Source organism: Pseudomonas sp. MDT1-17, assembly GCF_054898105.1.
Map to the genome: position 1 here is coordinate 3965303 of NZ_JBUBVM010000001.1, position 13621 is coordinate 3978923.

11 protein-coding genes are annotated in these 13621 nt (G+C 58.5%); 9 read left to right on the forward strand and 2 right to left on the reverse strand.

Features of this window, described 5'->3' with window-relative positions; translation table 11 throughout:
* Positions 1-104: 104 nt before the first annotated feature.
* Positions 105-1589 carry an NCS1 family nucleobase:cation symporter-1 gene (locus ACYZTX_RS18325; protein WP_462035261.1) on the reverse strand — a complete coding sequence of 495 codons (1485 nt, stop codon included), beginning with the start codon at positions 1587-1589 and terminating at the stop codon, positions 105-107.
* Positions 1590-2140: 551 nt separating this feature from the next.
* Between ACYZTX_RS18325 and hydA the strand changes: the two genes are divergently transcribed.
* From hydA to preA, 3 genes are all read left to right on the forward strand, one after another.
* The gene (gene hydA / locus ACYZTX_RS18330; RefSeq protein WP_462035262.1) at positions 2141-3580 is read left to right on the forward strand and encodes a dihydropyrimidinase; all 1440 of its coding nucleotides are present in this window, start codon (positions 2141-2143) and stop codon (positions 3578-3580) included.
* Positions 3581-3734: 154 nt separating this feature from the next.
* On the forward strand, positions 3735-5102 hold the full coding sequence (locus ACYZTX_RS18335) for an NAD(P)-dependent oxidoreductase (RefSeq protein WP_462035263.1): 1368 nt from the start codon (positions 3735-3737) through the stop codon (positions 5100-5102).
* Positions 5103-6377: an NAD-dependent dihydropyrimidine dehydrogenase subunit PreA gene (gene preA, locus ACYZTX_RS18340; RefSeq protein WP_462035264.1), complete on the forward strand. Its 1275-nt coding sequence runs from the start codon at positions 5103-5105 to the stop codon at positions 6375-6377.
* Between the two features lie 107 nt (positions 6378-6484).
* Here the strand turns inward: preA and ACYZTX_RS18345 are convergent, their stop codons facing one another.
* The gene (locus tag ACYZTX_RS18345; RefSeq protein ID WP_461972317.1) at positions 6485-7105 is read right to left on the reverse strand and encodes a TetR/AcrR family transcriptional regulator; all 621 of its coding nucleotides are present in this window, start codon (positions 7103-7105) and stop codon (positions 6485-6487) included.
* 251 nt (positions 7106-7356) lie between these two features.
* Here ACYZTX_RS18345 and ACYZTX_RS18350 point away from each other — a divergent pair, with 251 nt between their 5' ends.
* The 6 genes from ACYZTX_RS18350 to ACYZTX_RS18375 all read left to right on the forward strand — a co-directional run bounded on the left by ACYZTX_RS18350 (position 7357) and on the right by ACYZTX_RS18375 (position 13555).
* Entirely contained in the window at positions 7357-8652 is a 1296-nt protein-coding gene (locus tag ACYZTX_RS18350) for an OprD family porin (protein WP_462035265.1), read from the forward strand.
* 200 nt (positions 8653-8852) lie between these two features.
* On the forward strand, positions 8853-9677 hold the full coding sequence (locus ACYZTX_RS18355) for an NAD-dependent epimerase/dehydratase family protein (RefSeq protein WP_462035266.1): 825 nt from the start codon (positions 8853-8855) through the stop codon (positions 9675-9677).
* A 53-nt stretch (positions 9678-9730) separates the two neighbouring features.
* Positions 9731-10621 carry an SMP-30/gluconolactonase/LRE family protein gene (locus ACYZTX_RS18360; protein ID WP_462035267.1) on the forward strand — a complete coding sequence of 297 codons (891 nt, stop codon included), beginning with the start codon at positions 9731-9733 and terminating at the stop codon, positions 10619-10621.
* Positions 10622-10696: 75 nt separating this feature from the next.
* Positions 10697-11668 carry a TRAP transporter substrate-binding protein gene (locus ACYZTX_RS18365; RefSeq protein WP_462035268.1) on the forward strand — a complete coding sequence of 324 codons (972 nt, stop codon included), beginning with the start codon at positions 10697-10699 and terminating at the stop codon, positions 11666-11668.
* 78 nt (positions 11669-11746) lie between these two features.
* Entirely contained in the window at positions 11747-12274 is a 528-nt protein-coding gene (locus ACYZTX_RS18370; RefSeq protein ID WP_462035269.1) for a TRAP transporter small permease, read from the forward strand.
* On the forward strand, positions 12275-13555 hold the full coding sequence (locus tag ACYZTX_RS18375; protein ID WP_462035270.1) for a TRAP transporter large permease: 1281 nt from the start codon (positions 12275-12277) through the stop codon (positions 13553-13555).
* Positions 13556-13621: the final 66 nt, after the last annotated feature.

The window sequence follows — 13621 nt, forward strand, 5'->3', positions numbered from 1 at the left end:
CTTGGCGGCCGTCTTCGTCGGAACGCCGCCCGGAGCCGGCTCGCTCCCACAGGGGTAATGCATTCCAAATGTGGGAGCGAGCCTGCTCGCGAAGAGGCCATCCCTCACACCGGAGATTTCGCGACAGACGGGTTGGGTCGCATCGAGCACAACCCGTAATAAATCAGCCCACCCAGCGCCGAGCCGGTGAACCAGCCATAGCTGTAGAACCAGCTGAATGCGTCACTGCCAAGCGACAGCAACGTCAGCGCCACCGGAACTCCGAAGGCGATAAACCCGAACCAGTTCCACGCCGGGTAAACGTCATCGCGATAGAGCCCGGCCAGGTCCAGTTGCTGTTTCTTGATCAGGAAATAGTCCACCACCATGATCCCGGCGATCGGGCCCAACAGGCTGGAGTAGCCCAACAACCAGTTGGAATACACCGTCTCCAGGCTCAAATCCGAGACGATCAATCCGAGCTTCTTCAACAGCTCATGGGCCATCAGCACCAAGCCGACCAGGCCGGTGAGCAACACCGCTTTGGTGCGGTTGATGAACTTGGGTGCGACGTTCTGGAAATCGTTGGTCGGCGACACAATGTTGGCCGCGGTGTTGGTCGACAGCGTGGCGATGATGATCAGCGCCATGGCCAACGCGACCCAGACCGGGCTTTGGATATGGCCGATCAGGGTGACCGGATCGGAGACGGTGACACCCACCAGTTTTACCGAGGCGGCCGTCATCACTACGCCAAGGGAGGCGAACAGAAACATGGTCAGGGGCAAGCCGATAATCTGCCCGACAATCTGATCCTTCTGGCTTTTCGCATAGCGGCTGAAATCCGGAATGTTCAGGGACAAGGTGGCCCAGAACCCGACCATGGCGGTCAGCCCGGCGGCAAAGTAACTGACCACGCTGGCGCCTTCCGGACGTTTGGGCGGGATCGCCATCAATTCGGTCATCGACACGTTCGGCATGGCCCACACCAGCAACCCCACGCCCACCAGCACCAACAACGGCGCCGAGAGGGTTTCGAGCCATTTGATCGAGTCCGCACCGCGAATCACCACCCACAGGTTCAAGGCCCAGAACACCATGAAGCCGATCACCTCACCGGTACCGCCGAGGGCTTTCCAACCCTCGAACACCGAGCCGAGAAACAGGTGAATGGCCAGCCCGCCGAACATCGTCTGAACGCCGAACCAGCCACACGCCACCAGCGCACGGATCAAACACGGAATGTTGGAGCCGAGAATCCCGAAGGACGAACGCAGCAGCACCGGAAACGGAATGCCGTACTTGGTACCGGGAAAGGCGTTCAGGGTCAGAGGGATCAATACGATGATGTTGGCGAACAGTATCGCCAGCAGCGCTTCGCCGACGGACAGGCCGAAATAGGCGGTGAGCACGCCTCCGAGTGTGTAGGTCGGCACGCAGATTGCCATGCCGACCCATAACGCGGTGATGTGCCATTTGTTCCAGGTTCGTTCGTGCACCTTGGTCGGTGCCATGTCGTGGTTGTAACGGGGACTGTCGAGGACGTCACTGCCGGCGTCGAGTTCATACAAGCCGTCGCGCTCGGTCACTTGCGATCTGATCTGTTGCATGGCCGCTCCACTGTTCTTTTGATTATTTTTGCTCATCAGGGGCTGGTGGCATCAATAATCGTGCCGGCTACCCCGTTTGCGCATCGGGCAGTTCCATAAAAACTTTGTAACCAACGGATGTTTATCAGTTTAATTTATATACCCGATGAGTCAGCGGTGACTTGCTTGTTCACTCAGGTCGAATGCCAGGCAAGTTGTCCGAACAGTCAGGACTCAATCTGGTGCATACCATTTTTTTTCAAACTCGCGCATCAACCATAGACCATCCTCAACCGGCTGATTTCACATAAGAAATCTCGTCTATTTTTAGAACCTGTCAAGTGCGTCAAAATGGTGAGAGGCCTCACCATTTTGGTGATTTGTAGATTTAAACCTTAAATATCAATACTTTAAAACAGATATAAGCTTATAAAAAATATTCTTGCTCTATCCGTAAACTCAGACTAGCTTTTATTCCTGACAGCGCTGACAGGAATACACCTGTTTGCGTCGGCTTCATATAAAACATTTAGAACCGGCACAAGTCGGTCATTGCCTGCGAGGAACTCGGAATGTCTCTGTTGATCCGTGGCGCCACCGTTGTTACCCACGATGAAAGTTATCGCGCCGACGTCTATTGCGCCGACGGCGTGATCAAAGCCATCGGCGAAAATCTCGATGTTCCGGCGGGTGCCGAAGTGCTCGACGGCAGCGGCCAATACCTGATGCCCGGCGGCATCGACCCGCACACACACATGCAGCTGCCCTTCATGGGCACGGTGGCCAGTGAAGACTTTTTCAGTGGCACGGCGGCAGGTCTGGCTGGGGGTACCACGTCGATCATCGACTTTGTGATTCCCAATCCGCAGCAATCCTTGATGGAAGCTTTTCATCAGTGGCGCGGCTGGGCCGAGAAGTCAGCGTCGGATTACGGTTTCCATGTCGCGATCACCTGGTGGAGCGAACAGGTGCGTGAGGACATGGCCGAGCTGGTCAATCATCACGGGGTCAACAGCTTCAAGCACTTCATGGCCTACAAGAACGCGATCATGGCCGCCGACGACACTCTGGTGGCGAGTTTCGAACGTTGTCTGGAACTTGGCGCGGTGCCGACTGTGCATGCGGAAAACGGTGAGCTGGTCTATCACCTGCAACGCAAGTTGATGGCCCAGGGCATGACCGGCCCTGAAGCGCATCCGTTGTCCCGCCCTTCTCAGGTTGAAGGTGAAGCGGCCAGCCGGGCGATCCGCATCGCCGAAACGCTCGGCACGCCGCTGTACCTGGTGCATGTCTCGACCAAGGAAGCCCTCGACGAAATCACCTACGCCCGCAGCAAGGGTCAACAAGTCTACGGAGAAGTCCTGGCCGGGCATTTGCTGCTGGATGACAGCGTCTATCAACACCCGGACTGGCAGACCGCCGCCGGTTACGTGATGAGCCCGCCCTTCCGTCCTCGCGGCCATCAAGAAGCGCTTTGGCACGGCCTGCAATCGGGCAACCTGCACACCACCGCCACCGACCACTGCTGCTTCTGCGCCGAACAAAAAGCCGCCGGCCGTGACGATTTCAGCAAGATCCCGAATGGCACGGCCGGTATCGAAGACCGCATGGCAGTGCTTTGGGATGAAGGGGTGAACACCGGGCGTTTGTCGATGCAGCACTTCGTGGCGCTGACCTCCACCAACACTGCGAAGATCTTCAACCTCTACCCGCGCAAAGGGGCGATTCGCGTCGGTGCAGATGCGGACCTGGTGCTGTGGGATCCGGAAGGTACGCGGACGATTTCAGCGAAGACCCATCACCAGCAGGTCGACTTCAACATCTTCGAAGGCAAGACCGTGCGTGGTGTACCGAGCCACACCGTGAGCCAGGGCCGGGTGGTGTGGGCCGATGGTGATTTGCGGGCCGAGCGTGGCGCCGGACGGTATGTCGAACGGCCGGCGTATCCGGCGGTGTTTGATTTGTTGAGTAAGCGGGCTGAGTTGAACAGGCCGACAGCTGTGAAACGCTGAAATCGAGGCCTGCGGCCTTCGCGAGCAGGCTCGCTCCCACAGGGGAATTCATTCCAAGTGTGGGAGCGAGCCTGCTCGCGAAGAGGCCGGCCCGGACAACACAAAAACCAATGCCCATCAGAGGCAGTACCTCAATAACCGTGAGGCCAACACCGTGATCAAGACCCTGAACCACCTCCCGCATCCCTATGAGAATGCGGCCGCCCTCGCCGGCCATTTCACCGATCTGGCGCCACCGCTCAACGACCGTCAGGCCCATCTGGAAGCCTCGCGTTGCCTGTACTGCTATGACGCGCCGTGCGTGAATGCCTGTCCGAGCGAGATCGATATTCCGTCGTTCATTCGCAATATCCATCAGGAAAACGTTCAGGGCGCCGCGCAGAAAATTCTCTCGGCGAACATCCTCGGCGGCAGTTGCGCCCGGGTGTGCCCGACGGAAGTTCTTTGCCAGCAAGCCTGCGTGCGCAACAACGACCATGAGTGTGCACCGGTGTTGATCGGCCTGTTGCAGCGTTACGCCGTAGACAACGCACACTTCAGCGAACACCCCTTCCCACGTGCTGCATCGACTGGCAAACGCATCGCCGTGGTCGGTGCTGGACCGGCCGGTTTGTCCTGCGCTCACCGCAGTGCCATGCACGGTCATGACGTGGTGATTTTCGAGGCACGGGAAAAGGCTGGCGGCCTCAACGAATACGGGATCGCCAAGTACAAACTGGTGGACGATTACGCCCAGAAGGAAGTGGATTTCCTCTTGGAAATCGGTGGGATCGAGATCCGTCACGGCCAGAAACTCGGTGAAAACCTCACCCTCAGCGAACTGCATCAGCAGTTCGACGCGGTGTTCCTCGGCCTCGGCTTGAACGCCAGTAAACAACTGGGTCTGGCCCACGAAGAGGCGCCCGGCCTGATCGCCGCCACCGATTACATCCGCGAATTGCGCCAGGCCGATGACCTGACGCAACTGCCGCTGGCCGACCACTGCATCGTCCTCGGTGCCGGCAACACCGCCATCGACATGGCCGTGCAAATGGCTCGCCTCGGGGCGCGTGACGTGAATCTGGTGTATCGCCGTGGCGTCGAGGAAATGGGCGCCACCGGTCACGAACAGGACATCGCCAAGGCCAATCAGGTGCGGCTGTTGACCTGGGCACAACCGGAAGAAGTGCTGCTCGATGACCAGGGCCACGTGCGCGGCATGCGCTTCGCCCGCACGCAGCTGGTAGACGGTCGCCTGCAAACCACCGGTGTAACTTTCGAACTGGCCGCCGATGCAATCTTCAAAGCCATCGGTCAAGCCTTCGACGCCAGCGCCCTCACCGACCCGCTGGCCTGTGAACTCAAGCGTCAGGGCGAGCGGATTCAAGTGGACGACAACCTGCGCACCAGCATCCCCGGCGTGTACGCCGGCGGCGACTGCACCAGTCTCGATCAGGACCTCACCGTGCAGGCCGTGCAGCACGGCAAACGGGCCGCCGAGGCGATCAACGCCCAACTCATGCTCAACGTGGAGGCTGCGTAAATGGCCGATCTCTCGATTGTCTTCGCCGGCATCAAAGCCCCCAATCCGTTCTGGCTGGCCTCCGCGCCACCCACCGACAAAGCCTACAACGTGGTCCGCGCCTTCGAAGCCGGCTGGGGTGGCGTGGTCTGGAAAACCCTGGGTGAAGACCCGGCGGCGGTCAACGTGTCGTCGCGTTACTCAGCGCACTTCGGTGCCAACCGTGAAGTGGTGGGTTTCAACAACATCGAGCTGATCACCGATCGCTCGCTGGAAATCAACCTGCGGGAAATCACTCAGGTCAAAAAGGACTGGCCGGACCGCGCGCTGATCGTGTCGCTGATGGTGCCCTGCGTGGAAGAATCATGGAAATTCATCCTGCCACTGGTGGAAGCCACCGGCGCCGACGGCATCGAACTGAACTTCGGTTGCCCCCACGGCATGCCGGAACGCGGCATGGGCGCGGCAGTCGGCCAAGTGCCGGAATATGTCGAGCAGGTCACCCGTTGGTGCAAGACGTACTGCTCGCTGCCGGTGATCGTCAAGCTCACACCGAACATCACCGACATTCGCGTCGCTGCCCGCGCGGCCCATCGCGGCGGTGCCGATGCGGTGTCGCTGATCAATACGATCAATTCGATTACCAGCGTCAATCTTGAGCGCATGGTCGCCAATCCCGCCGTGGGCAGCCAAAGCACCCACGGCGGTTATTGCGGCTCTGCGGTCAAGCCGATTGCGCTGAACATGGTCGCCGAAATCGCCCGCGACCCACAGACGCAAAGCCTGCCGATTTCCGGCATTGGCGGCATCGGCAGCTGGCGCGACGCGGCGGAGTTCATTGCGCTGGGCAGCGGCTCGGTGCAGGTGTGCACGGCGGCGATGCTGCATGGCTTCCGGATTGTCGAGGAAATGAAGGATGGTTTATCGCGCTGGATGGACAGTCAGGGCTATGCCAGCGTGTCGGAGTTTACCGGGCGTGCGGTGGGCAACACCACGGACTGGAAGTACCTGGACATCAACTATCAAGTGATCGCCAAGATTGACCAGGAAGCATGCATTGGTTGTGGTCGTTGCCACATTGCTTGCGAAGACACTTCGCACCAGGCGATTGCGAGCCTTAAGCAGGCGGACGGGACGCATAAATATGAAGTGATTGATGATGAGTGCGTGGGGTGCAATCTGTGTCAGATCACGTGTCCGGTGCAGGATTGTATTGAGATGGTGCCGATGGATACGGGCAAGCCGTTTCTGGATTGGAATCATGATCCGCGTAATCCCTATCACGTCGCTGTTTGATCGTTGAAGTTCAAGAGATCGCAGCCTCGTTTCACTCGACAGCTCCTACAGAGAAATGCGTTCCCCTGTAGGAGCTGTCGAGTGAAACGAGGCTGCGATCTTTTGATTTACGGCTCCAACCCAATCCCCCGCAAAATCACACTCGTCACCGTCTGCACCGCCCGCTCAAACTGCATGTCCGACAGCGGCTGATGATCATTAAGAATATTCACCTGATGATCGAAGTCGGCGTAATGCTGGGTCGAGGCCCAGATCATGTACAGCAGGCTTGAAGGCTCCACCGGCAGGATGCGTTTGTCGTCCACCCACTGCCGAATTTTCGCCTCTTTCATCTTCGCCCAGTCGTACAGGCTGACGTCCAGTTTCTCCCCCAGCGTCGGTGCACCATGGATGATTTCGTTGGCCCAGACTTTGGAGCCGTAAGGCCGGCTGCGGGAGTGGTTCATTTTGGCGCGGATGTAGCTGCTGAGCACCACGCGCGGGTCGTCGAACATCTCGAAGCACAGAGCGTCCTGTTTCCACACTTCCAGCAAATCGAACAGCACGGCGCTGTATAGCTCACTCTTGGTGCTGAAGTAGTAATGCAGGTTGGAGCGCGGCAGTTGCACTTCGGCGGCGATGTCGGCCATGGCGGTGCCGCCGAAACCTTTTTCGGCGAAAACCTTTTCGGCCCCCAGCAGAATTTTCTCGACGTTACTGCGACGAATCTCGATCTTGTGATTGCCCATAAGGGCTCCCTGACTACAGCGTTGGCCAAGACTAGCATCCGCTCTACATCGCGGCGACAAGCGAAAACGAAACTTCATACACCCAGTTTCTCGCAGGTAAACTGGCGCCTTTTCGAACTTGCCTCAGTGGCATTCAGGTCATCGTACAACTTCTGATTGACAAGCCCTGAAATCCCCGTAAATAATCGCCCCAATGTTGTACGACGACGTATGACAAAAATAAAAACAAAAAGAAACAAGGGAGCGTCACTGTGAGCAAGCTCGTCCGTAATTCCCTCATCTGCACCCCTCGCCCAACCTTCGCACGCCGTCGCACCCTGAGCCTGATCGGTTGCAGCAGCCTGGCCTTCGCCCTGCCCATGAGCAGCAATGCCGAAGGTTTTGTCGATGACGCCAAGGCCACGCTGAACCTGCGCAACTTCTACATCAACCGCAACTACACCAACCCGGCCTACCCGCAGGGCAAGGCTGAAGAGTGGACCCAAAGCTTCATTCTCGACGCCAAATCCGGGTTCACCCAAGGCTTCGTCGGTTTCGGCGTGGATGTGCTGGGCCTGTACTCGCAAAAGCTCGACGGTGGCAAAGGCACGGCTGGCACTTCGTTGCTGCCGATTCACGACGACGGCCGCCCTGCTGACAATTTCGGGCGTCTGGGTGTGGCGCTGAAAGGCAAAATTTCGAAAACCGAATTGAAGGTCGGTGAATGGATGCCGGTGCTGCCGATCCTGCGCTCCGACGACGGCCGCTCCCTGCCGCAAACCTTTCGCGGTGGCCAGGTAACGTCCAGCGAGATCAGCGGCCTGACACTCTACGGCGGTCAGTTCCAGGGCAACAGCCCGCGCAACGATGGGAGCATGGAAGACATGTTCATGAACGGCAAAACCGCCTTCACCTCCGACCGTTTCAACTTCGGCGGCGGCGAGTATGCGTTCAATGAAAAGCGCACCCAGGTCGGGGTCTGGTACTCGGAACTCAGCGACATTTATCAGCAGCAGTATTTCAACCTGAGCCACAGCCAACCTATCGGCGACTGGACCCTCGGCGCCAACCTGGGCTATTTCATCGGCAAGGAAGACGGCAGCGCCCTGGCCGGCGACCTCGACAACAAAACCGCGTTCGCCATGCTCTCGGCCAAATACGGCGGCAACACCTTCTTTGTCGGTCTGCAAAAACTCAGCGGCGACGATGTCTGGATGCGGGTCAACGGCACTAGCGGCGGCACCTTGGCCAACGACAGCTACAACTCCAGCTATGACAACGCCAAGGAAAGATCCTGGCAACTGCGCCACGACTACAACTTTGTAGCGCTCGGCATTCCCGGCCTGACGATGATGAACCGCTACATCAGCGGCGATAACGTGCACACGGGCACCATCACCGACGGTAAGGAATGGGGCCGCGAATCGGAACTGGCTTACACCGTGCAGAGCGGCGTGCTGAAGAACCTCAACGTCAAATGGCGCAACGCGAGCATCCGCAAGGATTTCAGCACTAACGAATTCGACGAAAATCGAATCATCATCAACTACCCGATCTCGTTGTTGTAAGGCATTTATCCACCCTGCTGATAGGTCGTTATCACGGCGATCTATTTCAGCGGTTGGTCGAATTGAACTCGGGACGACCCTCCGTCAATTTCAAACGATGACGCGTTGACAAGAATGGGAAAGCCTAACGATACTTCGATCAAGTCGTACGACAACTTACAACAAATTCAATAACAATGACTGCTTGTGCAGGGACTTCCATGACAATCACTCCTACAGCCCGCGCCCCGTTCAATCGCCTGCTCCTGACCGGCGCCGCCGGTGGCCTTGGCAAAGTCTTGCGCGAAAGCCTGCGGCCTTACGCCAATGTGATTCGCCTGTCGGACATCGCCGACATCACCCCCGCACTTGATGATCGCGAAGAAGTCGTGCCCTGCGATCTTGCCGACAAACACGCCGTTCATCAACTGGTCGAAGGCGTGGACGCGATCCTGCACTTCGGCGGCGTGTCGACGGAGCACTCGTTCGAAGACATCCTCGGCGCCAACATCTGCGGCGTGTTCCACATTTACGAAGCCGCTCGCCGTCAGGGCGTGAAGCGAGTGATTTTCGCCAGCTCCAACCACGTGATCGGCTTCTACAAACAGGACGAAGTCATCGACGCCCACTCCCCTCGCCGCCCGGACAGCTATTACGGTTTGTCCAAGTGCTACGGCGAAGACACGGCCAGTTTCTACTTCGATCGCTACGGTATCGAGACCGTCAGTATCCGCATCGGCTCTTCTTTCCCGGAACCGCAAAACCGCCGAATGATGAGTACCTGGTTGAGCTTTGGTGACCTGACGCAATTGATCGAGTGCGCGTTGTACACCCCGAACGTCGGCCACACCGTGGTCTACGGCGCGTCCGACAACAAGAACGTCTGGTGGGACAACCGCTTCGCCACAAGCTTGGGTTACGCACCACAGGACAGCTCCGAAGTGTTCCGCGAAAAAGTCGAAGCCCAACCGATGCCGGCCGCTGATGACCCGGCCATGGTTTACCAGGGTGGCGCGTTTGTCGCGGCAGGCCCGTTCGGCGACTGAAGCCCCTTACTCCACTTGATCCCGACAACAAAAACCCCAGGGAATGAGTTGCCATGAACGCTGAATTAATTGTTGATGCCCGTAACGCGGTCGGTGAAAGCCCGGTCTGGGTCCCCGAGGAAAACGCCCTGTACTGGGTTGATATTCCTGCCGGTGGACTTCAGCGCTGGAGCGCCGAAACCGGCCATGTCCATTCTTGGACCGCTCCGCAGATGCTCGCCTGCATTGCCCGCCAAAGCGACGGCAGTTGGGTTGCCGGGATGGAAAGCGGGTTCTTCCATTTGCACCCGCATAACGACGGCAGCCTCGACAGCAACCTTCTGGCGTCGGTCAAACACGCCCGCACAGATATGCGCCTGAACGATGGGCGCTGTGATCGTCAGGGACGCTTCTGGTCCGGCAGCATGGTGCTGAACATGGGCGCCAATGCTGCCGACGGTACGCTTTACCGCTACAGCGCCGGTCAACGCGGGCTGATCGATGCGCAACTCAGCGGATTCATCGTGCCCAACGGTCTGGGTTTCAGCCCGGACGGGCGGACGATGTACCTGTCTGACTCCCATCCGCTGGTCCAGCAAATCTGGGCCTTTGATTACGACATCGACAGCGGCACGCCGTCCAATCGCCGACTATTTGTCGACATGAATCAGTTCCCAGGTCGTCCCGATGGCGCAGCGGTCGATGCCGAAGGCGGCTACTGGATTTGCGCCAATGACGCCGGGCTGATTCACCGCTTCACCCCCGATGGCCGACTGGACCGTTCCCTCGCCGTACCGGTGAAAAAACCGACCATGTGCGCCTTCGGTGGCAGCCGACTGGACACGCTGTTCGTGACCTCGATCCGCCCCGGCGACGACCAGGATGAACAGTCACTGGCCGGCGGAGTGTTCGCCCTCAATCCCGGGGTGAAAGGGTTGCCGGAACCGCAGTTCAAAGATTTTTGATCACCCCCGCCTCAAACGCTTCTGCTGCACCGCTGTGCCTTGAATAAAAAAAATAACAACACTGGAGACAACCCCATGGACTTCAAACGCACCTTGCTCGCCGCTGCACTCCCCTTGGTCTTCACCCTCAGCAGTGCCGCTCAAGCGCTGGAAGTGAAATACGCCGATATCCATCCGGCCGGTTATCCGACCGTGGTGGCAGAAGAACAACTGGGCAAGACCCTGGTGGCCGACAGTAACGGCGCACTGACCTTCAAAATGTTTGCCGGTGGCGTGCTCGGCTCGGAAAAAGAAGTGATCGAACAGATGCAGGTTGGCGCCATCCAGATGGCTCGCGTCAGTCTCGGCATCGTTGGCCCCGTGGTACCAGACGTGAATGTGTTCAACATGCCGTTCGTATTCCGTGATCAGGCGCACATGCGCAAAGTCATCGACGGCGACGTCGGCGACGCGATCCTCGACAAAATCACCCACTCCGAATTCGGCCTGGTGGCTCTGGCCTGGATGGACGGTGGCACACGCAACATCTACACCAAAAAACCGGTGCGCAAACTTGAAGACCTCAAGGGCATGAAAATCCGCGTGCAAGGCAACCCGATGTTCATCGAAACCATCAACGCCATGGGCGGCAACGGCATTGCGATGGATACGGGCGAGATCTTCAGCGCCTTGCAGACAGGTGTGATCGACGGCGCGGAAAACAACCCGCCGACCCTGCTCGAACACAACCACTACCAGAACGCCAAGTTCTACAGCCTGACCGGCCACTTGATCCTGCCCGAGCCGATCGTGATGTCGAAAATCACCTGGGAAAAACTCACCCCCGAGCAGCAAGTCCTGGTGAAGAAAACCGCCAAAGCCGCACAGGCGCAAGAACGTACCCTCTGGGACGCAAAATCGGCCAGCAGTGAAGAAAAACTCAAGGCGGCCGGCGTCGAGTTCATCACCGTCGACAAGAAACCTTTCTATGAAGCCACCGCCGCGGTCCGCGAAAAATACGGCGCACCTTACGCCGACTTGATCAAGCGTATCGAAGCCGTTCAGTAAACCTACCTGCACTCATGAAAGGCCCGGCGCCGCTGACGGTGGTGTATGTCAGCGCGCGCCCGGTTACGGTGAAACCCGATGAAGAATCTGCTGCTGCGCATCAACGACAAGATCTACATGACCTGCATCTGGATTGCCGGTCTGTCGGTCCTGACCATATCGCTGATCATTCCCTGGGGTGTCTTCGCCCGTTACGTCCTCGGCACCGGCTCCAGCTGGCCGGAGCCCACCGCGATTTTGCTGATGGTGGTCTTCACCTTCATCGGTGCCGCGGCGAGTTACCGCGCCGGTGCGCACATGGCGGTGGCGATGCTCACCGACCGCATGGCGCCCCAACTGCGCCAGACCATGAGTATCGTGTCGCAACTGTTGATGGCAACGATCTGCCTGTTCATGACGATCTGGGGCACCAAGCTCTGCCTGTCGACCTGGAACCAGTTCATGAGCGCCCTGCCGACTTTGCGCGTCGGCATCACGTACATGCCAATCCCGATTGGCGGCGTGCTGACGCTCATTTTTGTGTTGGAAAAACTCTTGCTCGGTGACCAGAGCAACCGTCGGGTCGTGCGTTTCGACCTGGTTGAAGAAAGCGAAGGTACCGCCTAAATGGACGCTCTGATACTGCTCGGCAGTTTTATCGCTTTGATCCTGATCGGCATGCCGGTCGCCTATGCGCTGGGCCTTTCTGCCCTGATCGGCGCGTGGTGGATTGATATTCCGTTCCAGGCGCTGATGATTCAGGTCGCTGGCGGCGTGAATAAATTTTCATTGCTGGCCATTCCGTTCTTCGTCCTCGCCGGCGCGATCATGGCGGAGGGTGGCATGTCCCGGCGGCTGGTGGCGTTTGCCGGCGTGCTGGTCGGGTTCGTCCGTGGCGGGTTGTCGCTGGTCAATATCATGGCCTCGACTTTCTTTGGCGCGATCTCCGGGTCTTCAGTCGCGGACACCGCATCGGTCGGTTCGGTACTGATCCCGGAAATGGAACGCCGCGGCTACCCGCGCGACTTCGCCACGGCGGTCACCGTCAGCGGCTCGGTTCAAGCGCTGCTGACCCCGCCGAGCCACAACTCGGTGCTTTACTCATTGGCCGCTGGTGGCACGGTGTCGATCGCATCGCTGTTCATGGCCGGCATAGTACCGGGTCTGTTGATGAGCGCGTGCCTGATGGTGCTCTGCCTGATTTTCGCGAGAAAGCGCAACTACCCCAAGGGTGAAGTCATCCCCATGCGCCAGGCGCTGAAAATTTGTGGGGAAGCGATGTGGGGCCTGATGGCCATGGTCATCATCCTCGGCGGTATTCTCTCGGGCATTTTCACCGCCACCGAATCGGCGGCGATCGCGGTGCTGTGGTCGTTCTTTGTGACCATGTTTATCTACCGTGACTACAAGTGGAGCGAGTTGCCGAAACTGATGCACCGCACGGTGCGGACCATTTCGATCGTCATGATCCTGATCGGCTTCGCTGCCAGCTTCGGCTACATCATGACCCTGATGCAGATCCCGGCGAAGATCACCACGATGTTCCTGACCCTGTCGGACAACCGTTATGTGATCCTGATGTGCATCAACGTCATGCTGTTGATGCTCGGCACTGTGATGGACATGGCGCCGCTGATCCTGATCCTCACGCCGATTCTGATGCCGGTGATTCTGGGCATTGGCGTGGACCCGGTGCAGTTCGGCATGATCATGCTGGTGAACCTGGGGATTGGTCTGATAACGCCGCCGGTGGGTGCGGTGCTGTTCGTGGGGTCGGCAGTGGGCAAGGTCAGTATCGAAAGCACCGTAAAAGCCCTGCTGCCGTTCTATGGCGTGCTGTTCCTGGTGCTGCTGGCCGTGACCTACATTCCGGCATTGTCGCTGTGGTTGCCGCATTTGGTGTTGTGATCTGCCTTTAGCTATCACGCAATCTCTGTAGCAGCTGGCGAAGCCTGCGTTCGGCTGCGAAGCAGT